At 50.0% G+C, this 25,914-nt stretch carries 21 protein-coding genes, 1 tRNA gene, 3 rRNA genes and 1 other RNA gene; 15 read left to right on the forward strand and 11 right to left on the reverse strand.

What is annotated here, in order from left to right:
* From ACSTTG_RS22185 to rrf (ACSTTG_RS22200), 4 genes are all read left to right on the forward strand, one after another.
* Nucleotides 1-89, forward strand: a 23S ribosomal RNA gene (locus tag ACSTTG_RS22185); the annotation flags it as partial.
* A gap of 85 nt (nucleotides 90-174) precedes the next feature.
* Nucleotides 175-290, forward strand: a 5S ribosomal RNA gene (gene rrf / locus ACSTTG_RS22190).
* A 59-nt stretch (nucleotides 291-349) separates the two neighbouring features.
* Nucleotides 350-425: transfer RNA gene (locus tag ACSTTG_RS22195), tRNA-Thr, on the forward strand.
* A gap of 55 nt (nucleotides 426-480) precedes the next feature.
* Nucleotides 481-597 (forward strand): 5S ribosomal RNA (rrf, locus tag ACSTTG_RS22200).
* A gap of 243 nt (nucleotides 598-840) precedes the next feature.
* On the opposite strand, the gene ACSTTG_RS22205 is transcribed toward rrf (ACSTTG_RS22200), so the two are convergent.
* The 5 genes from ACSTTG_RS22205 to leuA form a co-directional block, all read right to left on the reverse strand.
* On the reverse strand, nucleotides 841-1,620 hold the full coding sequence (locus ACSTTG_RS22205; RefSeq protein ID WP_438461334.1) for a DUF547 domain-containing protein: 780 nt from the start codon (nucleotides 1,618-1,620) through the stop codon (nucleotides 841-843).
* A gap of 117 nt (nucleotides 1,621-1,737) precedes the next feature.
* Nucleotides 1,738-2,340: a 3-isopropylmalate dehydratase small subunit gene (gene leuD, locus ACSTTG_RS22210; protein WP_438476380.1), complete on the reverse strand. Its 603-nt coding sequence runs from the start codon at nucleotides 2,338-2,340 to the stop codon at nucleotides 1,738-1,740.
* Between the two features lie 11 nt (nucleotides 2,341-2,351).
* Complete coding sequence (leuC, locus tag ACSTTG_RS22215) at nucleotides 2,352-3,752, reverse strand: 3-isopropylmalate dehydratase large subunit (protein ID WP_438476382.1); 1,401 nt, start codon at nucleotides 3,750-3,752, stop codon at nucleotides 2,352-2,354.
* A 77-nt stretch (nucleotides 3,753-3,829) separates the two neighbouring features.
* Complete coding sequence (gene leuB, locus ACSTTG_RS22220; RefSeq protein WP_438476384.1) at nucleotides 3,830-4,921, reverse strand: 3-isopropylmalate dehydrogenase; 1,092 nt, start codon at nucleotides 4,919-4,921, stop codon at nucleotides 3,830-3,832.
* Between the two features lie 67 nt (nucleotides 4,922-4,988).
* Nucleotides 4,989-6,536: a 2-isopropylmalate synthase gene (gene leuA / locus ACSTTG_RS22225; protein WP_438461330.1), complete on the reverse strand. Its 1,548-nt coding sequence runs from the start codon at nucleotides 6,534-6,536 to the stop codon at nucleotides 4,989-4,991.
* A 474-nt stretch (nucleotides 6,537-7,010) separates the two neighbouring features.
* On the opposite strand from leuA, the gene ACSTTG_RS22230 reads away from it, so the two are divergent.
* The 8 genes from ACSTTG_RS22230 to ilvN all read left to right on the forward strand — a co-directional run bounded on the left by ACSTTG_RS22230 (nucleotide 7,011) and on the right by ilvN (nucleotide 18,686).
* On the forward strand, nucleotides 7,011-7,664 hold the full coding sequence (locus ACSTTG_RS22230) for a TetR/AcrR family transcriptional regulator (protein WP_438476386.1): 654 nt from the start codon (nucleotides 7,011-7,013) through the stop codon (nucleotides 7,662-7,664).
* Between the two features lie 11 nt (nucleotides 7,665-7,675).
* Entirely contained in the window at nucleotides 7,676-8,986 is a 1,311-nt protein-coding gene (locus ACSTTG_RS22235) for an efflux RND transporter periplasmic adaptor subunit (protein ID WP_438476388.1), read from the forward strand.
* Nucleotides 8,983-12,087 carry an efflux RND transporter permease subunit gene (locus ACSTTG_RS22240; RefSeq protein WP_438476390.1) on the forward strand — a complete coding sequence of 1,035 codons (3,105 nt, stop codon included), beginning with the start codon at nucleotides 8,983-8,985 and terminating at the stop codon, nucleotides 12,085-12,087. The genes ACSTTG_RS22235 and ACSTTG_RS22240 overlap by 4 nt, the downstream gene beginning before the upstream one ends.
* A 173-nt stretch (nucleotides 12,088-12,260) precedes the next feature.
* Nucleotides 12,261-12,788, forward strand: a complete 528-nt coding sequence (locus ACSTTG_RS22245) for a phosphatase PAP2 family protein (RefSeq protein WP_438476392.1) — start codon at nucleotides 12,261-12,263, stop codon at nucleotides 12,786-12,788.
* 3 nt (nucleotides 12,789-12,791) lie between these two features.
* Nucleotides 12,792-13,835, forward strand: a complete 1,044-nt coding sequence (locus ACSTTG_RS22250) for an MJ1255/VC2487 family glycosyltransferase (RefSeq protein WP_438461325.1) — start codon at nucleotides 12,792-12,794, stop codon at nucleotides 13,833-13,835.
* A 274-nt stretch (nucleotides 13,836-14,109) separates the two neighbouring features.
* A complete protein-coding gene (locus ACSTTG_RS22255; RefSeq protein WP_438461324.1) occupies nucleotides 14,110-15,912 on the forward strand; it encodes an AMP-dependent synthetase/ligase in 1,803 nt (600 codons plus the stop codon).
* 514 nt (nucleotides 15,913-16,426) lie between these two features.
* On the forward strand, nucleotides 16,427-18,190 hold the full coding sequence (locus tag ACSTTG_RS22260) for an acetolactate synthase 3 large subunit (protein ID WP_438476393.1): 1,764 nt from the start codon (nucleotides 16,427-16,429) through the stop codon (nucleotides 18,188-18,190).
* 1 nt (nucleotide 18,191) lies between these two features.
* Complete coding sequence (gene ilvN / locus ACSTTG_RS22265) at nucleotides 18,192-18,686, forward strand: acetolactate synthase small subunit (RefSeq protein ID WP_438461322.1); 495 nt, start codon at nucleotides 18,192-18,194, stop codon at nucleotides 18,684-18,686.
* Nucleotides 18,687-18,781: 95 nt separating this feature from the next.
* On the opposite strand, the gene serA is transcribed toward ilvN, so the two are convergent.
* From serA to ACSTTG_RS22290, 5 genes are all read right to left on the reverse strand, one after another.
* A complete protein-coding gene (gene serA / locus ACSTTG_RS22270; RefSeq protein ID WP_438461321.1) occupies nucleotides 18,782-20,014 on the reverse strand; it encodes a phosphoglycerate dehydrogenase in 1,233 nt (410 codons plus the stop codon).
* Nucleotides 20,015-20,274: 260 nt separating this feature from the next.
* On the reverse strand, nucleotides 20,275-20,931 hold the full coding sequence (gene rpiA / locus ACSTTG_RS22275) for a ribose-5-phosphate isomerase RpiA (RefSeq protein ID WP_438461320.1): 657 nt from the start codon (nucleotides 20,929-20,931) through the stop codon (nucleotides 20,275-20,277).
* A 208-nt stretch (nucleotides 20,932-21,139) separates the two neighbouring features.
* Nucleotides 21,140-21,766, reverse strand: coding sequence for a 5-formyltetrahydrofolate cyclo-ligase (locus ACSTTG_RS22280; protein WP_438461319.1), 627 nt, complete (start codon nucleotides 21,764-21,766; stop codon nucleotides 21,140-21,142).
* 35 nt (nucleotides 21,767-21,801) lie between these two features.
* Nucleotides 21,802-21,986, reverse strand: a non-coding RNA gene (gene ssrS / locus ACSTTG_RS22285) — 6S RNA.
* Nucleotides 21,987-22,016: 30 nt separating this feature from the next.
* Nucleotides 22,017-22,334: a cell division protein ZapA gene (locus ACSTTG_RS22290; RefSeq protein WP_438461318.1), complete on the reverse strand. Its 318-nt coding sequence runs from the start codon at nucleotides 22,332-22,334 to the stop codon at nucleotides 22,017-22,019.
* A 249-nt stretch (nucleotides 22,335-22,583) separates the two neighbouring features.
* Here ACSTTG_RS22290 and ACSTTG_RS22295 point away from each other — a divergent pair, with 249 nt between their 5' ends.
* Genes ACSTTG_RS22295 through ACSTTG_RS22305 form a run of 3 tightly spaced genes read left to right on the forward strand, consistent with a single transcriptional unit; the run spans nucleotide 22,584 to nucleotide 25,639 of the window.
* Nucleotides 22,584-23,159, forward strand: coding sequence for a YecA/YgfB family protein (locus ACSTTG_RS22295; protein WP_438461317.1), 576 nt, complete (start codon nucleotides 22,584-22,586; stop codon nucleotides 23,157-23,159).
* Nucleotides 23,160-23,200: 41 nt separating this feature from the next.
* Nucleotides 23,201-24,394 carry a 2-octaprenyl-6-methoxyphenyl hydroxylase gene (gene ubiH / locus ACSTTG_RS22300; RefSeq protein ID WP_438476395.1) on the forward strand — a complete coding sequence of 398 codons (1,194 nt, stop codon included), beginning with the start codon at nucleotides 23,201-23,203 and terminating at the stop codon, nucleotides 24,392-24,394.
* 15 nt (nucleotides 24,395-24,409) lie between these two features.
* Nucleotides 24,410-25,639, forward strand: coding sequence for an FAD-dependent 2-octaprenylphenol hydroxylase (locus ACSTTG_RS22305; RefSeq protein WP_438476397.1), 1,230 nt, complete (start codon nucleotides 24,410-24,412; stop codon nucleotides 25,637-25,639).
* A 49-nt stretch (nucleotides 25,640-25,688) separates the two neighbouring features.
* Here ACSTTG_RS22305 and ACSTTG_RS22310 read toward each other — a convergent pair whose 3' ends face one another.
* Nucleotides 25,689-25,892: a DUF1107 domain-containing protein gene (locus tag ACSTTG_RS22310; protein ID WP_438461314.1), complete on the reverse strand. Its 204-nt coding sequence runs from the start codon at nucleotides 25,890-25,892 to the stop codon at nucleotides 25,689-25,691.
* Nucleotides 25,893-25,914: the final 22 nt, after the last annotated feature.

Consider the following 25,914-nt stretch of genomic DNA (forward strand, 5'->3'; position numbering starts at 1 on the left):
GTTCGAGACTAGAACGTTGATAGGCAGGGTGTGTAAGCGTTGTGAGGCGTTGAGCTAACCTGTACTAATTGCCCGTGAGGCTTAACCATACAACACCCAAAGGGTTTTGATGGACTCAAGACAAGAACATGAATGTGTAGAGAACACAAACAGCTTTCCGAATTAAAGAATTTGCTTGGCGACCATAGCGATTTGGACCCACCTGATTCCATGCCGAACTCAGAAGTGAAACGAATTAGCGCCGATGGTAGTGTGGGGCTTCCCCATGTGAGAGTAGGACATCGCCAGGCTTTAAATTATATAAGATACGTTAATATAACGGATCTTAGTCCCAAGCGGACACCATGATGCTGATATAGCTCAGGTGGTAGAGCGCATCCTTGGTAAGGATGAGGTCGGCAGTTCGAGTCTGCCTATCAGCACCAGTTTCATGACAATTTAGCAGCCATCTCCATTTGAGGTGAGCAGCAACCCAATTTTCTTGGCGACCATAGCGATTTGGACCCACCTGATTTCCATGCCGAACTCAGAAGTGAAACGAATTAGCGCCGATGGTAGTGTGGGGCTTCCCCATGTGAGAGTAGGACATCGCCAGGTTCTATTTTAAAACCCGACCTAGTGTCGGGTTTTCTCGTTTCTGAGGAAACGAGACAAAGGGTGCGAGTACGTTGCACTCCGAGTACGCTATCGCTTCGGGGCGCGAGTAGTTCTTTGGTGCTTTACGAACGAAGATTGTTGATACTGTCTTTGTATGAGCTTGGCTACGATATATTAGTTTCTTAACCCCGCAACTCCTCGCTCCTCGTAGTGAAACGTCCTCGAACCTCGCCCCTAAGATGACTAGCGATCATTTAACGTCCAATCATACTCATAACTGACCTTCCCGCGATACCCCGCCAGATCCGGTCGGTATTTGCCGAGATGCTGGAAAAGCTTTTGTTGGGTGCCAAAATCATCGCTGAACCAGTCGTAGATCTCTGACAAGGTGAGTTTGCCGTTGCTGAGTGATGCGCCTTTTTCGCTATTGATAAACTCTGTTGCTGCTGCATCGAGGAGTGCTGGGGTATTTTGTGCGGTGAAGGCCTGAGGCTGAAGGTTTGGACAGCCTAGGCTGGCACAGTTTACAGCATAGTGGATGCGTGGGTCTTGCCAGATTGGGCGCAGGATTCGGTGCTCAATGTCATTGAGGGTGAGTGGCTTACCATTAATCGTAATGATCTCTTGCCCCCATGGCCCAAAGGTAAATAGTCCACCTAACTTAGTGATAGATTTGACCGGGTAGTTATCAATGATCAAATCAACCGTCAAAGCATTATACAAATTCACCCAATACGCATATTGCTCAGCACGAGGGTAATCACGTGGGTCGAGCTGGCTGAGTTGATTAAGATAACCTTTTAGTTGCTTGCGATCTTGCTGGGTGACAGCGCGATAATCAAACAGGCGATGCTGACCTCGCTCATGTAAATATTTATCAAGCGTGTTTTGCCAAGCTTGGTGAGAGATGGTTTGGCTATTGGCTTCGTTAGAGGCTGACCAGTATGGCCACAGTTCTGATTTCGGTGCTGCAAAGCTGGCAAAAGAAATAGTAGTCAATAAAAGGATGATAAAGCGCAACATAGGTAGGTCCGTGTCCGTGTTTGATACCTATATGACCCAGATAAATCTCAGGTTATTTCAAGCACAAACAAAAAAGGTTGGCCAAGCCAACCTTTTCTAATCTATCGCTTTTGTTGCTTAGCGCAAGAAGCTTGGGATTTTGTCCTCAAACTCGGCAATCTTGCTCTCATGTTGCAGAGTCAAACCGATATTGTCAAAGCCATTCAACAAGCAGTGACGACGAAACTCATCAATCTCAAATGAGTACTCTTTGCTATTCGCGCGTACTAGGTTAGCCTCTAGGTCGACCTCAACCTCTGCGCCCTCGTTTGCCTCAACAAATTGGAAGATTTCATCGACTTCCTGCTCTGTCAGGCGCACTGGTACCATTTGGTTGTTGATCGAGTTGCCGTAGAAGATATCGGCGAAGCTTGGCGCAATCATGGCTTTGATGCCGTAATCGGCCAGAGCCCAAGGGGCGTGCTCACGTGACGAGCCACAGCCAAAGTTTTCTCGTGCAATCAAGATCGAGGCGCCTTGGTAGCGAGGGGCGTTCATAACAAACTCTGGGTTTGGCTGCTCACCCGCATCATCAAGGAAGCGCCAGTCATGGAAGAGGTGCTTACCAAAACCAAGACGAGAGACTTTCTGCAAAAACTGCTTAGGGATGATGGCATCGGTATCGACGTTCGCGGCGTCTAGAGGAACCACCAAGCCTGTGTGTTGTTTAAAACCTGACATCTGTGCTCTCCTTAGTCCAATTCACGAATATCAACAAAGTGACCAGCAATTGCAGCGGCGGCTGCCATCGCCGGGCTCACAAGGTGGGTACGACCATCACGACCCTGACGTCCTTCAAAGTTGCGGTTTGAGGTCGATGCACAGCGCTCATGGGGACCTAGGCGATCGTTGTTCATAGCTAGACACATAGAGCAGCCTGGAAGGCGCCACTCGAAGCCTGCCTGTTTAAAGATCACGTCTAAACCTTCCGCTTCCGCTTGGGCTTTGACTTGCTCTGAGCCCGGAACAATCAAGGCTTGAACATTGTCTGCGACTTGGCGACCTTTCGCGACTTGGGCTGCGGCGCGCATGTCTTCAATTCGTGAGTTGGTACAAGAGCCAACAAACACCTTATCGACCTTATAGTCTGATAAGGCTTTACCGGCCTCAAGGCCCATATACGCGAGGGCTTTTTCAGCCGATGCTTTTTCTACAGGATCAGTAAAGCTCTCTGGTGCTGGGATCGGTTGATCAACCGCAATCACTTGACCTGGGTTAGTCCCCCAAGTGACTTGCGGTTTGATGTCTGCAGCGTTTAGGGTAACCACTGCATCAAACTCTGCATCCTCGTCGGTTTTGAGCGACTTCCAGTACTCGATGGCTGCCTCAAGGTCTTCGCCTTGCGGTGCGAACTTACGTCCCTTGATGTACTCGAAGGTGGTTTCATCAGGGGCAATAAGGCCCGCTTTAGCGCCAAGCTCAATCGCCATGTTACACACGGTCATACGACCTTCCATAGTGAGATCAGTGATGGCTTCACCACAGAACTCAACCACGTAGCCAGTACCACCGGCAGCAGTTGTTTTGCCGATAATTGCTAGAACGATATCTTTAGCTGTGATCCCAGGGGTAACCTTGCCCTTAACCTCGATCTTCATCGTTTTAGCGCGAGCTTGTTTCAGCGTTTGTGTCGCTAGAACGTGCTCCACTTCTGATGTGCCGATACCAAATGCCAGTGAGCCAAACGCGCCATGGGTAGCGGTGTGTGAGTCACCACAAACGATAGTCATGCCTGGCAGGGTAATACCTAGCTCTGGCCCCATCACGTGGACGATGCCTTGGTACTTGTGGTTTAGATCGTATAGGGTGACACCAAACTCTTCACAGTTCTTCGATAGTGTTTCCATCTGGATGCGTGCCATATCACCGGAAGCGTTAATATCTTTGGTGGTCGTAGACACATTGTGGTCCATAGTAGCGAACGTCTTACTGACTTGGCGAACGCTACGACCTTTTTCGCGCAGACCATCAAATGCTTGAGGTGAGGTGACTTCGTGAACTAGGTGACGGTCGATGTACAAAATTGGGTTTTCGCCCTCTGCTGCCACAGCAGCGTGAGCATCATAAACCTTTTCGTATAATGTTTTGCCCATTGTGATTTCCTTGGGATAAATCCATTGTTTACTCAGGCGTGAAGTGGGTGGTCACTCACGCCTCCAGTGTTTATAGCTTATGAGTTTAAGATGTAGCTTGCGATCTTATCGCCCATCTCTGAGGTTGATAGCGCTGGGTTATCGCCTGCCAAGTCACCAGTCAGTTCGCCGGCTGCCAGTGCTTTAGAAACCGCGGTTTCAATATCTTGCGCGGCACTCTCCTCACCAAGGCTGTAGCGCAGCATCAGTGCCGCTGATAGGATTTGCGCGACTGGGTTAGCGATGTTTTTGCCTGCGATATCTGGCGCACTGCCGCCTGCTGGCTCATACAGGCCAAACTTGCTCTCGTTAAGCGATGCTGATGGCAGCATGCCCATTGAGCCGGTGATCATCGCACACTCATCTGAGATGATGTCGCCGAAGATGTTTGAGCACAGCATCACATCGAACTGGGCAGGGTCTTTTATAAGCTGCATGGTTGCGTTGTCGATGTACATGTGGGATAGCTCAACGTCAGGGTAGTCTTTGGCGATCTCTTCAACCACTTCACGCCATAAAATTGAGCTTTGTAGAACATTGGCCTTATCGATAGAGCATACTTTCTTACGACGTAGGCGCGCAGACTCAAAGGCAATCTTAGCGATACGCTCAATCTCATAGCGATGATAAACCTCAGTATCAAAGGCTTTCTCATTCGCGCCTTCGCCCTCACGGCCCTTTGGCTGGCCGAAGTAGATACCACCGGTTAGCTCACGCACTACAACAATGTCAAAGCCACGGCCAGAGATGTCAGCGCGTAGAGGAGAGAATGCCTCGAGACCGGCGTGGATTTGCGCCGGACGCAGGTTACAAAATAGCTGGAAGTGCTTGCGCAGCGGCAGTAGTGCGCCACGCTCAGGCTGATCATTCGGCGGCAAGTGCTCCCACTTAGGGCCACCAACCGAGCCAAATAACACCGCGTCTGATTGCTCACAAGCGGTTACCGTTGAAGCTGGGAGTGGACAGCCGTGGTTATCGATGGCAATTCCACCCACATCGTGCTGCTCACACTCAAAGGTGATGCCGTGTTTGGTTTCAATCGCATCCAATACCTTGTTTGCTTGCGCCATCACCTCTGGGCCAATGCCATCTCCCGGTAGTACGGCAATCTTGTATGCTTTATCAGTCATGTTAATCCTTTAAATCTATTGTATTTGGTGAGATGAGCTGCATGGGTTACAGCTCATCAGAACTCGGTTAAACCGTGGCCACTTTCTTTTGCTTAATGGCTTCCACCTTATCGGCGCGATGAATGCTGTTGATCACGTGCAGTAGCGCTTGACCTGAGGCCTCAACAATATCGGTTGAGACGCCCGTGCCGTGGTACTTGCGACCTTTGTAGTTGGCGATGATATCGGCCTGACCTAGGCCGTCTTCGCCTTCGCCCTTGGCGGTTAAGTCAAACTTATCCAGAACAATATCGTAACCGGTCACGCGGTAAATACACTGATACAGCGCATCAACCGGGCCATTACCTACGGCTGCTTCGGCTTTTTCTTCATCACCACACTGCAGTTTGACGCTAGTGGTCGCCATCACACTGCCAGACTGCACGCTTAGGTAGTTAAGCTTAAAGAAGTCATCCTCTTCGCGCAGGTTGGAGAAATGCATCAAGGCTTCAAGGTCATAATCAAACACCTGACCCTTGCGATCAGCAAGCTTCAAGAAGGCATCGTATAGCGCATCCAAGTTGTACTCTTCGTCTTTATAGCCCATCGAGTCCATATGGCTTTTCACTGCAGCGCGACCTGAGCGGCTGGTAAGATTCAGCGCTTGGTTCTTAAGACCAATCGACTCTGGGGTCATGATCTCGTAGGTGTTCTTGTTCTTAAGCATCCCATCTTGGTGAATGCCTGAGGAGTGGCTAAAGGCATTGGCGCCGACGATCGCCTTGTTATCTTGGATTGGCATGTTGCATAGCTGGCTAACTAGCTTACTGGTGCGGTGTATCTCGTCGTGCTTAAGGCCGGTATGGACACCAAGTAGCTCCTGGCGGGTCTTGATGATCATCGCGATCTCTTCTAGCGAGCAGTTACCCGCGCGCTCGCCAATGCCATTAATCGTGCCCTCAACCTGACGTGCGCCCGCTTGTACCGCGGCGATGGAGTTCGCTACCGACATACCTAGGTCATCATGGCAGTGAACCGAAATTACCGCTTTATCGATATTCGGCACTCGGTTAAATAGGGTTTGAATGATGCCACCAAACTCGTTCGGCACGGTGTAGCCAACGGTATCAGGAATGTTAATCGTGCTCGCACCCGCATTGATTGCCGCTTCGACCATGCGGCACAGGTTATCGATTGGAGTTCGGCCAGCGTCCTCACATGAGAACTCGACATCGTCGGTGTATTGACGCGCGTGCTTGACGGCATTCACACCCATCTCAATCACATCGTCATAGCTACGACGCAGCTTGTCTTGCACGTGGATGGTTGAGGTTGAGATAAAGGTATGAATACGAAACGCTTCAGCGACCTTGAGAGATTCTGCTGCTACATCAATGTCTTTCGCTACGGCGCGCGACAGGGCACACACGCGGCTGTTCTTAATGTGCTTAGCAATGGTTTGTACCGACTCAAAGTCGCCTGGTGATGAGACAGGGAAGCCCGCCTCAATAACATCGACACCAAGACGCTCAAGTGCGAAGGCGATCTGCAGTTTTTCTTTTACGGTCAAACTTGCTGATAACGCTTGCTCGCCATCACGCAAGGTGGTGTCGAAGATGATCACTTGATCGTTCATGTGTGCTTCCTTTTCATGTGCTGCCGTTAAGGCTCGAGTAAATCGTTTTGTCCGGTCGATAACTACAAAAAAGCCCGCATCTTAGTGCGGGCTTGAGACAATTCTTGTGTGGTTGTCTTTCTTACACTGCTTACCCGCGCGAACTGGTCACGATAAGGAGGAGTTTGAGCAGGAGAGAAAAGCGCATAGCCATTGTTAATTGAATCCTACAGGCGTTAGTTAAACCACAAAATTTAGTTAATAGATTAGTACCGCACTCCAGCGAGCACGTCAACCCTAAAGCGTGATTTTTATGCATATCGGATCTCTTCAATAGGTGGCACGGTTAACGTAAAAATGAGTAAAAAGATTACCTTCTATAAATATCAATTAGTTATAATTCATCAGATGTTGGATAAATGATGAATATATTCGCTAGGTGCAGTCGGCTTGACTAACATAAAATTCAACGGTTGATGAATTTTGGACAAAGCTATGACAGAGATTCGAAAAGTGGGTCGCCCCTCAAGAAGCACCGATGTGCGTGGACAGTTAATCCATCAAGCGACCAAGCTGTTTGGCGCAATGCCGTATGACAAGGTATCGATTCGCTTGGTGGCACAAAAAGCGCAAGTGGATAGTGCGATGGTGCGATACTACTTCGGTAATAAGGAAGGGCTGTTTGAGGAGATGATGCGCGAAACGGCGCGGCCAATGCTCGATAGGATGAGTTCAGTCATGGCAAATGCTGATGATAAGAGCCTGGAAGAGATCATGCGCAGTCATTATGACACCATGCTCAAAATGCCGCGCTTCACGCGAGTGATCAGTCAGGCGATGTTGATGCCAGCTGACGATAAGTCGCGCCAATTAGTCGAGCGAGTGGTCAAACAGGTGGTAAAGCCCAGTGGTGACCTTATGTTCGCTCGTTTAATTGAGCAGGGGATCATCCGCTCAGACTTAGATCCTAACTTGTGTCGTTTGACATTCAAGAGCTTGTTGATGTTTCCCTTTATTGCGCCGCCAGCGTTAATGGCAGTGCTTGGCTATGAGCTTAACGAAGAATTTATCGAATCGCTGATTGAGCACAATATCCAGTTGCTTAAAGGTGGCATGCTGATGAGCGCTCAAAATCTAGATAATAAATAGGATTTTATTAGATGAAACTGAACCGCAAATTACTGTTTTTCCCTGCACTGGCGGTTGGAATTTTGGTCTTGGTGGTGGCGATCAAGATGCGCCCCGATCTGCCCTCGCGCCCTGCAGGAGAGCGGGCGAAGCTAGTCGATACCACACCGCTGTATCTTAAAGCTATCGCGCCAGAGGTGATTGGCTTTGGTCATGTGCGACCCAAAACCGAGTGGAAGGCCATTGCAGAGGTGTCAGGTAAAGTCGTTTTTCGTCATCCTGACTTGGAAAAAGGGCAGGTTCTTCCTGCAGGCACTGAGGTGTTGCGCATTGATCCGCTCGACTATGAATTAAAGCTGGCACAAGCACAGGCCGACCTCGCCTCCAGTCAAACCTCGTTAGAAAAGCTCAATCAACAGCAGCGCAATCTCGAGCAGTCGCAGGCAATTGAGAAAAATCGCCTAGAGATCACCCGCCTTGAGTTGGAGCGAAAACGCAACCTCAAACAACGCGGTTTGACCTCTGAGTCCGATGTGGATCAGCAGCAACAAAATGTGCTCTCACAGCAAAAGCTGCTGCAGGATATCGAAAATCAAATCGCTTTACTGCCCGATGAGCGCCGTGTGGCGCAAGCGGTGGTGAAAGTCAGCCAGTCAAAGCTTGAAGAAGCCCAGCGTGCCCTTTCTCGCACTAAGATCATTTTGCCGCAAGACTTGCGTATTGCCGAGGTCGAGATCGAGCAAGATCAGGTCGTAAATCTGCAACAGACGATGTTCGTGGCGCATGGCATAGATGTGATGGAGGTTGAGGCGCAGCTCTCTATCCATGATGTACAAGTAGTGATCAGCAGCCTAGGTCAGTTTGAGCGCAGCGGTGCGGGGATCCCACAAAGCGACGGCACCGACATTAGAGCCCATATTTCCTTAAATAGCGGCGCTCTGTCAGCACAGTGGCCCACGACGGTCGCACGCCTCTCTGAATCGGTTGACTCATCTCAAGCAACCGTCGGGGTGATCTTAGAGGTTGAGCAAGACCTCTCGAGCCTGACACCAGACTCTGTACCAGCGCTAGCAAACGGCATGTTTGTCCGCGCAACTATCGAAGGGCAGGAAAATCCGAGCTGGGTGATCCCTGAGCGAGCACTGCATGGTGATAGGATTTACATTATGAACGATGAGGATCGCTTGGATATCCGCCCTGCTACTGTGCTTTATCGACGTAATAACCAGGTTGTTATCGAGGCGGAGCTGACACAGGGCGAGAAATTGATTCTCAACGATTTACTACCCGCTATCGATGGCATGCTGGTGCGTGAGGAGAGCGATGCGGAGGCTGAGCAATGATCCGCTTTTTTGCTAGACACCCGACGGCTGCCAACTTAGTCATGCTGATGCTGTTGGTGCTTGGGATCTCCTCACTGGGTAATATCAAGCGTGAAACCTTTCCTGAGTTTAGCCCCCCGTATATTTTGGCCGCGGTTGTCTATCCCGGGGCATCACCGCAAGAGGTGGAAGAGAGCATCTGTGTCCGGCTTGAGGATGCGGTGGATGGCCTTGCTAATATCCGTGAGACGCGCTGTGAGGCGATAGAGGGCTCAGCACGCCTGACCCTGAAGCTGACTGACCAAGCAGATATTGGTCGCATGCTGGTGGATGTGCAAACCCAGATTAACGCGATTAATGATTTTCCTACTGAAATTGAGTCGCCAATTGTTCAAGAGCTGGATTGGAACGAGCCGGTGGTCGATGTGGCTATTACCGCGGACACGAGTTGGCCGCAGCTTAAAGCCTATGCTGAGCAGCTCAAGCGCACGCTGAAACTGGATTATGGTGTGTCTCTGGTTGAGGTCGGTGGCTTTTCGGATCACCAGTATCGTATCGAGCTCAATAGTGATGCGATCCGTCAGCTTGGGGTGAGTGTCAACGAGATCGCCAATCAGATTGGTAAGCAGAATATCAAGTTGCCCAGTGGTAATGTTGAGACGCCAGACAAGAACTTTTTGATCCGCTTTGACGAGCGCCGAGTGACACCGCAAGAGCTCGAGTCCTTGGTGATTGCTTCAGGGGAAAATGGATCGCTGATTCGCCTGCGTGATGTGGCTACCATTACCGACCGTTTTGAGCTCGATGAGCAGAAGATCATCTTTGATGGCAAGCCGTCAGCGGTACTAAAAATCAGTAAGAATAAAGAAGATGATGCGCTGCGGATCAAAGAGCAAGTCTCCAGCTTTGTTGAGGATCAGCGCCTTATCGCACCTGATGGCGTGACGCTTGAGATGACCAACGATCTCTCCTCGGTACTGTGGGATCGCTTGACCATGATGGTGCGCAATGGCTGGCAAGGGATCGTACTTGTTTTTGCCACCATGTGGTTGTTCTTTAGCTTTCGTTACTCGTTTTGGGTGGCTGCGGGCCTGCCGGTGGCTTTTCTTGGTGGCTTGTTCTTGATGGCCAACCTTGGCCTGTCGATCAATATTATGTCGCTGGTCGGGCTGTTGATGGCGATTGGTATCATGATGGATGATGCGATAGTGATCGCCGAGTCTATCGCGGCGCACCTTGATCGGGGCCAGAAGATCGAAGATGCGGTGATCAATGGGGTTAAGAAGGTCTTACCAGGGGTGGTATCGTCGTTTTTAACCACAGTGTGCATCTTTGGCAGCTTGCTCTTTCTCGAAGGGGAGATGGGGGCGGTGCTGCGGGCAGTACCCCAAGTGTTGATCTTGGTACTGAGCTTAAGTCTTGTCGAAGCCTTTTTGATCTTGCCGAATCACCTGTCGCACTCGCTGCATAAGGAGCGAAAAGATGGCCAACCGCTTAAGTTTAAGCGGGTGCTACTCGACAAGTTTGAGCAGTTTCGCAATACCACTTTGGTGACTGCCGTCGATAGGGTTGTACGTTATCGCTACGCATTTATTGGTGGCGTCCTGTCACTGCTGTTGATCTCGGTAGCGATAATTGCGGGAGGCGTGGTCAAATTTATCCCATTCCCTGAGCTAGATGGGGACATCGCTGAGGCGCGGGTTATTCTGCCGCCTGGCGCATCACTCTCGCAGACTGAGCGGGTAGTGGCTGAGATTGAGGCTGCGGCGCACCGCCTCGACAAGCGCTGGAGTGAAGAGGTTGAGGGAGGACGAAACCTCATACTGCATACTACCAGTCAGTATAACTTTAACCGTGATGCCAATGAGTCGGGCCCGCATATTGCCACAGTGCGACTTGATTTGCTCGGAGCAGAGCAGCGCAATACGGTGATCGACGAGTTTGTTAATGCCTGGCGTGAAGAGGTTGGAGAGCTTGCTGACCCTATCTCTTTGGTGTTTAAGCAGCCGACGATGGGACCAGGCGGGCGGGCAATTGAGATCCGCGCCAAGCATGATGATTTGGATGAACTGAAGTCCGCCTCCTTAGAAATCCAGAGCTACCTTAACCAATTTGATGGGGTGCATGGCGTGCTTGATGATATGCGCAAGGGTAAAGAAGAGGTGTTAGTCAGACTGCGCCCTGGTGCTGAGAGCTTTGGGGTTGATGGACAGACGATTGCTAGTCAGCTGCGTGCGGCATTCTTTGGTCAGACGGCAGATGAAATCCAACTTGGGGTGGAAAACATCAAGATCGAGGTTCGACTCGATAAGGTTGAGGCGGGCGACCTGCATCAACTCGCCAACTTCCCCGTTATTTTACCCAATGGCAGTCAGATCCCACTGGCGAGTGTGGCAACGCTCGACTTTCAACGTAATTATGTGCGCATCCAAAGGGTGAACGGTTTACGTACTGTGAGTGTGTTTGGCGACATTGATAATACCAAGGCCAGCTCGTCTGAGATCATTGCTCAATTTCGTCGTGATGAGGCGTCTAACCTGATGGCCAAATATCCTGGGTTGCGGTTTGATTTTGAGGGTGAGGCCAAAGATACCGCTGAGACCGGTGCATCGATGGGCAAGGGTTTCTTGCTTGGCCTGTTCGGTGTATTTGCCATTCTTAGCTTTCAGTTTCGCAGCTATATCGAGCCATTTGTGGTCATGCTCGCGATTCCCCTGGCCTTTATTGGCGTGGTGTTTGGCCACCTAGTGCTGGGGCACTCATTGAGTATGCCAAGCCTGATGGGCTTCGTTTCTCTGGCGGGTATTGTGGTTAATGACTCCATCTTGTTGGTGCAGTACATTCGCCACCATGTCGATGAGGGGGACTCGATTCATGACTCAGTGGTTAAGGCCAGTCGTGAGCGCTTTAGAGCGGTATTTATCACCTCGATGACGACCGCAGCTGGCTTGCTGCCACTGCTAACCGAAACTAGCCTACAAGCACAGGTGATCCAGCCACTGGTGATCTCGATAGTGTTTGGCATCTTCGCCTCTACCTTGTTGGTGCTGTTTATGATCCCTGCCGCGTACTCGATCTTGGCTGATTTTAATCTGGTGAGAAAACACCAACCGGTCACCTAAAACCCCATCGATAAACCTCTTCCCTGCTTGCCTCATGACGATGATCACACAGATCGTTGTCATGAGCGCAGGCTGGGAAAACTTCATTTGTTAGAAAACAAACCTTAACCGCTTCGTCATCTTGACTGATTAACTTTAAACCTAGTGGACCTCGGTCTAACAAGGAGTAAGTTATGCGAGTTATGAATCCCATTGCTAAGTTCGACTTGGCCTTTTCTCTATTTTGTTTACAGCATAAGTTTAACAATGAGGTTGCGCGCCTTAGCCGAGCTATCTCTCATACCGGTGATGGCCATTTATATGTCGTTATCGCACTGGTTGCGTACTTAGGTGATGAAACCCTAGGTAAAATCTTTGTCGGTTGTGGCCTGCTTGCCTTCCTAATTGAGCTGCCGATTTATTGGACGTTAAAAAACAGTTTCAAACGCCGCCGACCACCTGAGCTTAGTGAACAACTGGTCTCATTTATTACCCCTTCTGATCGCTACAGCTTACCCTCAGGCCATACTGCAGCTGCCTTTCTGATGGCGAGCTTGATCAGCCAGTTTTATCCATCGCTTGCGCCGTTAGCCTTGATTTGGGCCGCTCTGATTGGCCTATCACGCATTCTGCTTGGGGTGCACTTTATTACCGATGTATTGATCGGGATTGTATTAGGTGTTGGATGCGCCGAACTAGCTATGCAGTGGATTGGAGTTTAGACGATGAAAATTCTCTATGGTGTGCAAGGAACGGGAAACGGCCATATCGCTCGCGCCAGAGCAATGGCTAGGGCATTCGCCAACCAACCAATAGAAGTCGACTTTCTCTTCTCGGGGCGTGAGTCCGATAAGTATTTCTCTATGAGCGATTTTGGTGACTATCAAACTCGTCGCGGGGTGAGCTTTGTGTGCAAAAATGGCGCGGTTGATCACATGGAGACGGTGCGCAAGAACGATCTCAAGCAGCTTTTTAAGGATATTCAGCAGCTCGATGTGTCGCAATACGACTTGGTATTAAACGATTTTGAGCCGATCACTGCCTGGGCCGCGAAGCGTCAGTCGCTACCGTGTATCAGTATCAGCCATCAAAATGCCTTTCGCTATTCCGTGCCTATACGCGGCGCCAGTTGGTTAGACAAAAGGCTGATCCACCATTTCGCGCCCGCAAATCACAATCTTGCTTTACACTGGTATCACTTTGATCAACCGATCTTGCCACCGATCATTCAAGCTGAGCATGGCAAGGTGGAAACGGCGGGTTACGTCTTAGTGTATCTGCCCTTTGAGGGTTTCGATGAGATCATCGACTTACTGATTCGGTTCAACAAGCACCAGTTTATTTGCTTCCACCCAGAGGTGAAACAAGATATGGATATCGAGAATATTCGTTGTCGTCCGCTTAACTATGATCGTTTTCAAGACGCATTGCATAGCTGTGATGGTGTGATTGCCAATGGCGGTTTTGAGTTGCCATCCGAGGCGTTATCGCTGGGTAAAAAGTTATTGCTCAAGCCACTTAATGGTCAGTTTGAGCAGATGAGTAATGTGGCGACGCTAGAAATGCTTGGCTTAGCCTCAAGCATGGACCGGCTCGATTCGCTACAGGTGGGGCAGTGGCTTGAGGATCATGATGCCGAGAAAGTGCATTATCCAGATGTGGCCGGTGCGATTGCCAAATGGATCATCGCTGGAAAATTGGATGACTACGCTAGCCTGCACGATGATCTTTGGTCTCAGGTAGACTTTCCCGACTATGCAACATTCTAGTTAGTCATAACTTAATCTAACGATCTATGGCGATAGCCATAGATCGTTAAGCTTGCCGATGATTGAAATAAATAGTTACATACGCTTTATAAGTGCATTCATTCGAACTTCATGCTTGTTTTTTATACAGTTAGCTTATAAAAGCCTGTAAAGATCTGGTCTAACCTCACAGAATATTACAAATAACCACCGACTCGTTGTTGAGTTTTCACTAAGTGAATGTACACTTGTGCGCTGAAATTATAGCTTACATGTGTAAGCCAAAGGTGGACTCATGGCCAATATTGATTTTCATATCGTTAAATGTATTCGTGACCGAATTGCTCAAGGTGGTAACAAAGCTGCGCTGAAACACAAAGTAGGCTCGGCTTGGGAAAGTATCTCTTGGCAGCAGTTTGGTGAGCAACTTGATGCTGTATCCCTTGCTCTGTTGGCTCAAGGACTGAAAGTCCAAGAAAAGATCGGTATCTTCTCAAACAACATGCCAGAGTGGACTCTGGCAGACATCGCAGCGCTGCAAGTGCGTGCGGTGACCGTACCTATCTACCCGACCAATACCGCAGCACAGGCAGCGTACATCCTACAAAATGCCGATGTGCGCGTGTTGTTTGTCGGTGAGCAAGACCAATACGATGCTGCGGTCAGTATCTTTGACGAGTGTGAACAGTTAGAGCTGGTTGTTGCGATGTCAGAAGATATTGAGCTTGGTGAGTTCGCCCATGCAACGGACTGGAAAACGTTTGTCGCTGGCGCTCATGATGAGCAACGTGCCGAGCTAGACGTGCGAGTGGCACAGGCGAATCTTGATGATCTGCTTACACTTATCTACACCTCTGGCACCACAGGTCAGCCGAAAGGGGTAATGCTCGATTACGCTAATATTGCCGCGCAGCTGGTGGATCACGATGCACGCCTGAGCTTGAGCAGCGACGATGTCTCGATGTCATTCCTGCCTTTGTCGCATGTGTTTGAGCGCGCATGGACCTTTTATGTGCTTTATAAGGGCGCGACCAACTGCTACCTAAAAGATACGATGCAGGTGCGTGATGCACTCAGTGATGTACGCCCGACGGTCATGTGTGCCGTGCCGCGTTTCTACGAGAAGATCTTCTCTGCTATCCATGAGAAAGTCTCTAAGGCACCGTTTATTCGCAAAGTGCTGTTCACTTGGGCGGTCAACATGGGCGCAAGAATGGCAGCGTGTCATCAAGAGGGCCGTAAGCCTTCAATGATGCTTAAGCGCTCTCACGCGCTAGCCGATAAGTTGGTACTGAGCAAGTTGCGTCAGCTATTGGGCGGTCGTATTAACTTTATGCCATGTGGTGGCGCGAAACTGGACGAGACGATTGGTCGCTTCTTCCACGCACTGGGTATCAACGTCAAGCTTGGTTACGGCATGACAGAGACCACGGCAACGGTTTCTTGCTGGGATGATCGCGCGTTTAACCCTGACTCAATTGGCATGTCGATGCCAAGTGCTCAGGTTAAGATCGGTGAGAACAACGAGATCTTGGTTCGCGGCCCGATGGTGATGCGTGGCTACTACAAGATGCCTGAAGAGACAGCAAAGACCTTCGATGAGCATGGCTTCCTGAAAACGGGCGATGCCGGTCATATTGATGATAACGGCAACCTGTTTATTACCGATCGCATCAAAGAGCTGATGAAGACCTCAAACGGTAAGTACATCGCACCTCAGGTTGTTGAGGGCGCAATTGGTAAAGACCACTTCATTGAGCAAATCGCGGTTATCGCTGACACGCGTAAGTTCGTTTCTGCGCTGATTGTTCCATGCTTTGACAGCCTGGAAGAGTACGCCAAAGAGTTGAATATTAAGTATAAAGACCGTGTTGAGCTGATTAAACACCACCAAGTGGTAGAAATGATCGAAAAACGCGTCGAAGAGCTACAAAAAGAGCTAGCTAAGTTTGAGCAAGTGAAAAAGTTCAAGCTACTGCCAAAGGCTTTCTCAATGGAGCAGGGCGAGCTAACCCCAACGCAAAAACTGCGTCGTAAGGTAATTAGCGATAAATACCAAGATGAAATTGAAGAAATGTACACGGATAAGCAGAAATAAACGCAGTTTTTTCTGAGAAAATTTTCAATGTGAATAAAAAATCCCCACTTGCGGCTTTCGCTAGTGGGGATTTTTTTGTCCACCAGAAACACAGGTGCGGGGTACGGGTTTCACTTCGTTCCGAGTAGCGAGGAATTCACCACGCGCGGTGTTTTCCTCGCCACTCGTAGGGCAACGCCCGTCCCCGTACCTCGCACCTTTTTTTAGACGTAAGTTTCGTCTTTAGGAGGATTTTAGTGTTACTCGCTGAATATGTTCGATTGTTCATAACCTATCTCTAAGTCTGCTCTCTATTGCCAGATTATCCGCTGTCTGTGAGCTGGGTTGGGTTCGCAACCTTGCAAAGAAACAGTTACATTTGTTAGGTAACTTGACTGCTTGTTATGACAGGCTCAAGGCATAGCCAAACTGATGTTTTTAATAATTAGGCTACAAATAAGACCTAGACTATGTGAAACCAGTCCAAATCTGCTGCGTACAAGTGTAATTTGGGGAGCTGGTTAAGGAGAACAATATGACCGACATATCTCGCGATGATGGCCACGGGACGCAGGCGCTTGCTCAATTATCAGGTGCTGAAATGGTGGTGCAATCACTGATCGAAGAGGGCGTAGAGCAAATATTTGGATACCCAGGTGGGTCCGTTTTGGATATCTATGATGCCCTGCACGCAAAAACCGACTACATCAAACACGTTCTAGTGCGCCATGAACAAGCCGCAACGCACATGGCCGATGGCTACGCGCGCGCGACGGGCAAGACCGGTGTGGTACTGGTATGTTCAGGGCCCGGAGCGACCAATACCATTACAGGAATTGCGACCGCCTATATGGACTCGATCCCGATGATCGTGATTTCGGGTAATGTACCCAACAACCTTATTGGTAATGATGCTTTCCAAGAGTGTGACATCGTGGGGGTTTCCCGTCCGGTGGTAAAACACAGCTTTCTGGTAAAGAAAGCCGAGGATATCCCGGAAACGATAAAAAAAGCCTTTTACATTGCCAACACTGGACGTCCAGGCCCAGTGGTGATCGATCTGCCCAAGGATGTGATGAACCCGCAGATCAAATTCCCGTATCAATACCCTGAAACCATCAAACTGCGCTCTTACAACCCCACAACTGCGGGTCACAAGGGACAGATCAAAAAAGCACTCAAGGCATTGGTTGAGGCGAAAAAACCGGTGTTGTATGTCGGTGGTGGTGCCATCATTTCTGAGGCGCATGAGTACATTCGTGAGCTATCAGACCAGCTTAACCTGCCAGTAGTCAGCACCTTAATGGGGCTTGGCGCCTTTCCAGGCACGCACAAGAATTCACTAGGCATGCTTGGCATGCATGGTACCTATGAAGCTAACATGGCCATGCACGAGGCAGACTTGATCTTTGGTATTGGGGTGCGATTTGATGATCGTACGACCAACAATCTTGAGAAGTATTGTCCCAACGCCAAGATCATGCACATCGATATCGATCCATCATCGATCTCCAAGAACGTAAAGGTGGATCTACCGATCGTTGGCTCAGCGGAGAAAGTGTTGGCTACTATGGTAGGGCTGTTGCATGACAAACCACAAACTAACGATCAACAAGCGATTGAGCTGTGGTGGCAGGATATCGAGCAGTGGCGCGCACGCCAATGCTTGGCCTATGACACGACCTCTGAGCGAATCAAGCCGCAGCAGGTGATTGAGACGCTACACAAACTGACTAATGGCGATGCCTATGTTGCCTCTGATGTCGGTCAGCATCAGATGTTTGCTGCACTCTACTATCCGTTTAATAAGCCACGCCGCTGGATTAACTCTGGTGGCCTAGGCACCATGGGCTATGGCTTGCCTGCAGGTATGGGGGTTAAGTTTGCCAAGCCTGAAGAAGAGGTGGTTGTGGTCACGGGTGATGGCAGTATTCAGATGAATATCCAAGAGCTGTCGACGGCGATGCAGTACGATATTCCGGTTAAGATCATCAACCTTAACAACCGCTTTCTCGGTATGGTTAAACAGTGGCAAGATATTATCTATCAAGGCCGTCACTCCAACTCTTACATGAGTTCTGTTCCCGACTTTGCTGCTATTGCTGAGGCTTACGGTCACGTGGGTATTCGGATTGAAACCCCAGACCAGCTTGAGGCTGGCTTGCAGCGCGCATTGGATATGAAAGATCGCCTGGTGTTTGTCGATATCAACGTCGATGAAACAGAGCATGTCTACCCAATGCAGATCAAAGGGGAAGGGATGAACAACATGTGGCTGAGCAAGACGGAGAGAACCTAATATGAGACATATCATTTCATTACTACTAGAAAACCAGCCGGGTGCTTTGTCTCGCGTCGTGGGGTTGTTCTCTCAGCGCGGCTATAACATCGAGTCATTGACGGTCTCACCCACCGATGATGAGACGCTGTCGCGTCTCAATATCACCACGCTGTCGGATGAGATGCAGCTTGAGCAGATCCAAAAGCAGCTGCATAAACTGATTGATGTGCTTAAGGTGCAAGAGGTGTCGGAGCTTGAGCATATTGAGCGTGAGCTGATGATGGTCAAGGTCAAGGCGTCTGGGTTCGCTCGCGCCGAGGTCAAGCGTACTACTGATATCTTCCGCGGCCAGATTGTTGATATCACCAACTCGCAGTACACGGTTCAATTGACTGGGGCGAGTGAGAAACTGGATGCCTTTATTGAGGCGATCTCAGAGGTGACGGATGTGATTGAAGTTGCACGCAGTGGTGTAGTCGGTATCGCCCGTGGTGAACGAGCTCTCAAAGCCTAATATCTAGTCCTAATGTTAAAACAATAAGGCCACCGCAAGGTGGCCTTTGTTATGTCCAGCAATAATTTAGCTCAGTAACTTATTGGCGCAGTCATTTATGAGTGCAGAACACGAGCGCGAATGGTGCCCTCGATGCCCTTAAGCTTGTCCAGCGCTTCAACTGCACGGCTGGTCTCGACATCAATCACGACATAGCCAATCTCAGCAGAAGTTTGTAGATACTGCGCGGCGATGTTAATGCCATCCTCGGCAAAGATGGTGTTGATTTGCGTCAGGATACCTGGGCGGTTTTTGTGGATGTGCAATATGCGCGAACACTCGCGATGCTCTGGCAGAGAAACCTCTGGGAAGTTGACGCTCGATAGAGTTGAGCCATTGTCAGAGTACTTAGCCAGTTTACCCGCGACCTCAACCCCAATGTTTTCCTGCGCTTCTTGGGTTGAACCACCAACGTGTGGGGTTAGGATCACATTGTCAAATGGCTGCAGTGGCGACTCAAAGGTATCGGCGTTAGTTTTTGGCTCGGTAGGGAACACGTCCACCGCCGCCCCTGCTAAGTGACCCGATTCAATCGCTGCGGCCAAGGCAGGAATATCCACCACGGTGCCACGTGCGGCGTTGATAAAGATAGAGCCTGGCTTCATCAGCTCAAACTGCTCAGCGGCCATCATGTTCTTGGTTCCGGCTGTCTCAGGTACGTGCAGTGAGATCACATCACACTTATTGAGCAGCTCAGTCATGGTGTGTACTTGAGTGGCGTTACCCAGTGAGAGCTTGTTCTCGATGTCGTAGTAGTAGACGCGCATTCCGAGGTTTTCCGCGATGATACCTAGCTGGGTACCAATGTGACCGTAGCCAATGATACCCAGGCGCTTGCCGCGCGCCTCATAAGAGCTATCGGCACTTTTTTTCCAAACGCCGCGGTGAGCCAGGGCATTCTTTTCTGGAATACCGCGCAGGAGAAGTAGGATCTGTCCGAGTACCAACTCTGCGACACTGCGCGTGTTAGAGAAGGGTGCGTTGAATACAGGGATACCACGCTTGGCTGCGGCGCTTAAATCAACCTGGTTGGTACCGATACAGAAACAACCGATCGCCACGAGTTTTTCAGCCGCATTAATCACTTGCTCACTAAGATTGGTCCGCGAGCGAATGCCGATAAAGTGAGCGTCTTTGACCTTCTCTAGCAGCTCGTCCTCTGATAGCGAGCCCTTGTGATATTCGATATTGGTGTAGCCTGCACCTTGCAAAACCTCTACTGAAGAAGGGTGGAGACCCTCAAGTAGCAGTATCTTGATCTTCTCTTTTTCCAGTGAAACTTTGGCCATTGATTTCGTCCTTAAAATGCTAAAGGTGGGGCGCACTTGGAACAAACGGTTCCAACCTTGAGAAACGTGCCTTTTCGATCAGTTTCTGTTCATCCTTGTGCGTTATCTGGCTATTAAACTATCAGAAATTATTTGTCATGGGTAAGAAAATTACGGAATAAGAACTAACTTTTCGCCTGAAAACGACAAAAAACGGCGCCCTGGGGCGCCGTTTGGTCATCAAGTCACAAAAAACTGTAATTTATCCAGAATTGTCGAGATTAGTCCTCGATTTTTGCACCCTCAGGGGTACCCGTGATCACCACGTCAGCACCGCGATCAGCGAACAGGCCTACAGTGACCACACCCACGATCGCATTGATGGTGATCTCAAGGGCTTTGGGATCAGTGATAGCCAAACCGTGAACATCAAGAATGTCACAGCCGTTATCTGTTACCACGCCTTCGCGATACACGGGCTGACCGCCAAGTTTGGTTAGCTCGCGCGCCACATGCTCACGGGCCATTGGAATAACTTCAACTGGAAGTGGGAACTTACCCAGTACGTCAACGGCCTTAGTGCCATCAACGATGCAGACAAACTTATCTGAGATTGCCGCGACGATCTTCTCACGCGTCAGCGCGGCACCACCGCCCTTGATCATGTCGCGAGTTGGGTTGATCTCATCAGCGCCATCGACATAAACGTTAAGTTTCTCAACGTCATTACAGTCAAATACTGGAATGCCTAGTGCTTGCAGTTTCTCTGTTGAGGCAACCGAGCTTGAAACGGCACCTTTGATCTCATCTTTGATTGTGCCAAGAGCATCGATGAAGTGGTTGACCGTAGAGCCGGTGCCTACACCAACAATTCCACCTTTCTCTACATAGTCCAGCGCAGCCCAGCCCGCCGCTTTTTTCATTTCATCTTGAGTCATGCTCATCTCCAGGGTTTGAGTAAATAATCGCCTACGCAATCGTTTGGGTGGGATTATATACCCAAGTAAACTCAATATACAGGCTCATTTCCGCGTCAAATGACTTTAAAAGGGGCCTACCATTTCTACCGGCATTTATATCTTGTATGAGCCTGTATATTGACTCTGTAGTCTGTATCTTGAGATCACTTGGTGTAGCGATATAAACCTAGGATTTCCATGCCCAAATCTGGGTTGGAGTGATGATTTTGTCTAGCGGCACATCCCAGCTTTCAACAGGCAACTGCTCGACGCGTTGACAGTCATGGGCAAGGCCGATTGCTTTTGGGCCATCTGTAGTGTTTTCCCATTGGGCGAGGGTACGGTCATAATAACCGCCGCCCATACCCAAGCGTTGACCCTGTGCATCGAAGGCGACCAAAGGCGTGAAGATCAAATCGAGCTTCGCCACTGGGATGATTGCGTCAAGCGTCAGCCTTGGCTCGATGATACCGTAGCGGTTATAGCACAGGTCAGAGTCTGGCGTATAAGCGAGAAACAGTAAGTGACCCTTGGCAAAGGGATGAATGACAGGGACATAAACCGACTTGCCGGCTTGCCATAGTGCTTCAATCAAGGGCTGGGTATCTAACTCACCATCAGTGGCGATATACAGTGCGATATGCTGTGCTTGCGCTACTTCTGGCGTAGCCATGACCTGGGCGATCAAGTCTATGCTGGCTTGGTACTGCTCATCGCTGGCAAGTTGATTGCGCCTAACACGAATTTGCTTGCGCAGTTGGTTGCGCGTATCGGTTTTCGGCATGGATGGATTGGCTGAATGACTTGAGGCCATGGATTACCCTTGCTAAATAAAAGCGGGTATCGAGAGGATACCCCAGAGTGCCGTTGGGGAAGGTGGCCCTTGAACCAGCTGGTTCAAGGCGGATCAGCAATGTTAACCGTAGGCTTCTCGGTACGAGCCGAGCTTGCTCAATAGCTATCAAGTACTAACCCTTTAGTATTGCTTATCGGCTCAGGGACTTACATCCCGCTGACGCACACTCCAGGGTAAATTGTCGCTAACAGGCCAGAGCCTATCAGTCTTATTCGCTGTGTTGCGTTCCTTGCTTCACGTTGGTAAGCGCATTGTCGATGGAAAGCGTGAGCTGTTCAAGCTTTTTCGTCACCGACGCCAAATTTTGCTCAGCCTCACCACCTTTGTTATGCAGTTCATAGCAGATGTTCAATGCTGTAAACGTCAGCAGTTGCACTTCATTGGTGATCTTGGTTTTTGAGCTCATCTCTTTGAGACGACTGTCCAAGTCACGTGCGGCCTGGGCGAGAGACTCTTCTTGTCCGGCCGGGCAATTGACTCGGGTTAGCTTACCTAAAATCTCTACTTCTACCGCTTGGCTACTCATGATGACTTAACTCGTTTCGCGCTGTTTGGTCGCCCAACCTTGGGTGACCGAGGAGAAAACTATAGAAAAACCCCCATTAAGATTCAAGCTTTTCCTCTGCTTGGGTGGTGAAAGCGTAAGCGAACGAACACTTCTGGGTTAGTTCGTGCTCGCTTCGATTAAGCACTAATCAATTCTCAGCGCGAGAGTTTCTGCTCTGTAGTGAAAATGGTAGGATGTGTGCTCAACAAAATAACACTGGGGTTGACCATGACAACGAACTCACTACCTTCATACTTCGATGCTGCGCAAACCTTACAGCAGTCTTCTGTGGCCATTTCTCCAGCGGAGATGCACGGTTTGCTGGTGGGGATGATCAGTGGCGGAATCAATGTGAATGACCAGAGTTGGCACGGGGCACTATTCGATTATACCAATGAGGGGATGGGTTGGCCTCAAACGGCCCTGTCTATTGCTCAGGCAAGTTTTGATCTCAGCAAGACCGAACTGATGGGCAGTGGTATGGAGATCACCTTGTTGTTGCCTGAAGACGAAGAGGCCACGCTCATGGAGGTGGCGGACTCTGTGGCAGAGTGGGTCAACCATTTTATCTCTGGGTTGGGTCTGGCTAGCAACAGTTTGTCAAAACTGAGCAGCGATGCCAAAGAGGCGCTGAGCGACCTCGAGGAGATTGCTAAGCTTGGTATTGATGAAGACGACGATATGGAAGAGCAGGCGCTCCTGCTCGAGCAGGTGATTGAGCACGTCAAAGCATGTGTGTTGACGGTTCACGCTGAGCTTGGGCAAAAGCCAAGTCAGGACGCTGAAAAGCCAACTCTCCACTAACCAGTTCCCTAGGCAAAAAGAGCAGCAAAAGGATAGGCAGTATGGTCAAACAGTTCGATATCGTGATCTCGGGTGGTGCTATGGCGGGCGCAACCCTGGCATTGGCACTCAATCACGCTTTGGCAGGAAAAGTCTCGATCGCCATCGTTGAGTCTTACCAGGTTGATCATACTCAGCACCCTGGCTTTGATGCGCGGGCGATTGCTCTGGCTCATGGTACGGTAGAGATCTTGCGTGGCTACCAGTTGTGGGAGAGCATTCAAGATAAGGCCACCGCCATCAAGCACATTCATGTCTCGGATCGTGCCCACCTCGGCATGACTGAGATTGCGAGTGACGATATTCCTGTCCCAGCACTAGGCTATGTGGTCGAGTTGGCGGATGTCGGGCATGCCTTCCATCAATTGATTTCTCTGGCCCCCAATATTGAGCTGTTGTGCCCTGATGCGATTAGCCAAATTACTCGCCATTCGGATTATGTTGCCCTCGACTTAGACTCTGGAGAGTCGCTTGAGACTAAGCTGCTGGTTTCTGCTGACGGTGCAGACTCAGACTGCTGCGCCATGCTGAATCTTGCTCAAGAGTGTGTCGATTTTAATCAATCCGCTATTATCGCCAATATCGTTTGTCAGCAGCCGCATCAAAACCGCGCGTTTGAGCGCTTTACTGAGCACGGACCGGTGGCGTTGCTGCCGATGACGGACAACCGGATGTCTTTGGTCTGGTGCTTGCCACCGGAGCAAATTGATAGCGTGATGAAGCTTGGTGATGAGGCGTTTTTACACCAGTTACAGCAGGCCTTTGGCTGGCGTCTTGGCGCATTGACCGCAACGGGGCAGCGTAGCGCCTATCCATTAATGTTGCGCTACCGTGAACAGATTGTTTCTCATCGTTTTGCTGTCGTGGGTAATGCCGCCCAAGCCCTGCATCCGATCGCAGGACAGGGGTTTAATCTTGGTATTCGTGACGTGGCGAGCTTGGTCGATGAAATCGCCGCGGCTTATCATTCGGGGTTGGATGATCTCGGTGACTACTCAATACTGTCTACGTATCAAGCTCGACGTGGATACGATCGCACCGCCACCATGGCTCTCACCTCAGGTTTGGTTAGACTTTTTTCCAATGACTGGTGGTCAACTCGCTTGGGGCGTAACCTAGGTTTACTGGCGGCTGATAATTTGCCCCCGCTCAAACAGCCGTTATTACAGCGCACGTTGGGCTTAGTCGCGCGCTAATTTAAGGAAGTAACTATGATGCAAAGTGTCGATATCGCTATTGTTGGCGGTGGAATGGTTGGACTCACGCTCGCGGCGGCGTTGAAAAACACCGATCTCAGGATTGCGGTCATCGAGGGGCAGGAGCCACAAAGTGAACTGAGTGAGCTGCCAGATGTGCGCGTATCAGCGCTGAGTCGCTCAAGCGAAATGGTGCTAGAGAATATTGGCGCATGGCAGGGTATCGCCAGTCGACGTCTTTCTCCGTATATGGCGATGGAGGTGTGGGAGCGAGATAGTTTTGCTCGGATAGAGTTTAATGCCAAGCACCTTGCTCAGCCAGACCTTGGGCATATTGTCGAGAATTGTATAGTGCAGTTGGCCTTGCTCGAGCAAGTTAAAAACCAAGCCAATGTCAGCCTTTTTGTTGCCACGCGTTGCCAGTCGATGGTCATGAGTGAGCGTGAGGCATGGCTGACGCTAGATAACGGGCAGTCACTGACGGCAAAGCTGGTAGTAGGCGCCGATGGTGCTAATTCCTGGGTGCGCAAGCAGTCAGATATCCCACTCACCAGTTGGGATTACGGTCACAGCGCTATAGTGGCTAATGTGCGCACCGCAGAGCCACACAACAAAGTGGCGCGGCAAATCTTTACGCCTCAAGGACCGTTGGCATTTCTGCCCCTACAGCCCCCTCACCTTAGCTCGATTGTCTGGTCGATTGAGCCGAATCGCGCTGAGCAGTTAATGGCGATGAGTGACAGTGAGTTTAATAAGGCGCTGATGGTTCAGTTTGATAACAAGTTGGGCTTGTGCCAAGTCGAGGGCGAGCGTGCTGCGTTCCCGCTCAAAATGCGCTACGCGCGCGATTTTGTCGCCCAGCGAGTGGCGCTGGTGGGGGATGCGGCGCATACCATTCATCCATTAGCAGGCCAAGGCGTCAATCTTGGTTTGCTCGATGCTGCCAGTCTTGCTCAGGAAATTGAGCGCCTGTGGGCAGAGGGTAAAGATATCGGCAATCGCCAGCAGCTTCGTCGCTACGAGCGTTGGCGCAAGGCGGAAGCGGCGAAAATGATTGCGGCAATGCAGGGTTTTCGTGACTTGTTTAGTGGTGGCAATCCGGCGAAAAAACTCGTTCGAGGTCTCGGAATGCAGTTTATTGGTCATTTACCGGGGGCCAAAGATGAGATTATGAAGCGTGCTCTGGGATTAAAAGGTGACCTACCGGCCTTAGCTCGTCCCGACTACCACTCAGTGAAACCTTAAGAGTGACACAGATGAAAAAGGAGACCTTGAGGTCTCCTTTTTACCAAATCTAGTAAGCCAACCTGAGTTTCATTACCTCGCTGTTGACCTCATTGACAGCGCGAAAATGGCGCTGATCTGCCTTCTCTGGCAGGACCAATTTACCTTGGTCAAATTCAAACTTGCCGATGCCGTTGATGTATATTCTTCCTTTGAACAATCGAGTTACGTGTTTCGCTATTAAGCCTGGGAGATAGCGTTTGAACAGTCTCATTTATACATTTTCCTTATTCGCG

It is taken from the genome of Vibrio glycogenivorans, from assembly GCF_051660965.1.
GTDB lineage: Bacteria > Pseudomonadota > Gammaproteobacteria > Enterobacterales > Vibrionaceae > Vibrio.

Excerpts from the sequence above, each read along its gene's own strand:
- ACSTTG_RS22205 (WP_438461334.1), bottom strand. The coding sequence starts at position 1,620 with ATGTTGCGCTTTATCATCCTTTTATTGACTACTATTTCTTTTGCCAGC.
- leuD (WP_438476380.1), bottom strand. The coding sequence starts at position 2,340 with ATGTCAGGTTTTAAACAACACACAGGCTTGGTGGTTCCTCTAGACGCC.
- leuC (WP_438476382.1), bottom strand. The coding sequence starts at position 3,752 with ATGGGCAAAACATTATACGAAAAGGTTTATGATGCTCACGCTGCTGTG.
- leuB (WP_438476384.1), bottom strand. The coding sequence starts at position 4,921 with ATGACTGATAAAGCATACAAGATTGCCGTACTACCGGGAGATGGCATT.
- leuA (WP_438461330.1), bottom strand. The coding sequence starts at position 6,536 with ATGAACGATCAAGTGATCATCTTCGACACCACCTTGCGTGATGGCGAG.
- ACSTTG_RS22230 (WP_438476386.1), top strand. The coding sequence starts at position 7,011 with ATGACAGAGATTCGAAAAGTGGGTCGCCCCTCAAGAAGCACCGATGTG.
- ACSTTG_RS22235 (WP_438476388.1), top strand. The coding sequence starts at position 7,676 with ATGAAACTGAACCGCAAATTACTGTTTTTCCCTGCACTGGCGGTTGGA.
- ACSTTG_RS22240 (WP_438476390.1), top strand. The coding sequence starts at position 8,983 with ATGATCCGCTTTTTTGCTAGACACCCGACGGCTGCCAACTTAGTCATG.
- ACSTTG_RS22245 (WP_438476392.1), top strand. The coding sequence starts at position 12,261 with ATGCGAGTTATGAATCCCATTGCTAAGTTCGACTTGGCCTTTTCTCTA.
- ACSTTG_RS22250 (WP_438461325.1), top strand. The coding sequence starts at position 12,792 with ATGAAAATTCTCTATGGTGTGCAAGGAACGGGAAACGGCCATATCGCT.
- ACSTTG_RS22255 (WP_438461324.1), top strand. The coding sequence starts at position 14,110 with ATGGCCAATATTGATTTTCATATCGTTAAATGTATTCGTGACCGAATT.
- ACSTTG_RS22260 (WP_438476393.1), top strand. The coding sequence starts at position 16,427 with ATGACCGACATATCTCGCGATGATGGCCACGGGACGCAGGCGCTTGCT.
- ilvN (WP_438461322.1), top strand. The coding sequence starts at position 18,192 with ATGAGACATATCATTTCATTACTACTAGAAAACCAGCCGGGTGCTTTG.
- serA (WP_438461321.1), bottom strand. The coding sequence starts at position 20,014 with ATGGCCAAAGTTTCACTGGAAAAAGAGAAGATCAAGATACTGCTACTT.
- rpiA (WP_438461320.1), bottom strand. The coding sequence starts at position 20,931 with ATGACTCAAGATGAAATGAAAAAAGCGGCGGGCTGGGCTGCGCTGGAC.
- ACSTTG_RS22280 (WP_438461319.1), bottom strand. The coding sequence starts at position 21,766 with ATGGCCTCAAGTCATTCAGCCAATCCATCCATGCCGAAAACCGATACG.
- ACSTTG_RS22290 (WP_438461318.1), bottom strand. The coding sequence starts at position 22,334 with ATGAGTAGCCAAGCGGTAGAAGTAGAGATTTTAGGTAAGCTAACCCGA.
- ACSTTG_RS22295 (WP_438461317.1), top strand. The coding sequence starts at position 22,584 with ATGACAACGAACTCACTACCTTCATACTTCGATGCTGCGCAAACCTTA.
- ubiH (WP_438476395.1), top strand. The coding sequence starts at position 23,201 with ATGGTCAAACAGTTCGATATCGTGATCTCGGGTGGTGCTATGGCGGGC.
- ACSTTG_RS22305 (WP_438476397.1), top strand. The coding sequence starts at position 24,410 with ATGATGCAAAGTGTCGATATCGCTATTGTTGGCGGTGGAATGGTTGGA.
- ACSTTG_RS22310 (WP_438461314.1), bottom strand. The coding sequence starts at position 25,892 with ATGAGACTGTTCAAACGCTATCTCCCAGGCTTAATAGCGAAACACGTA.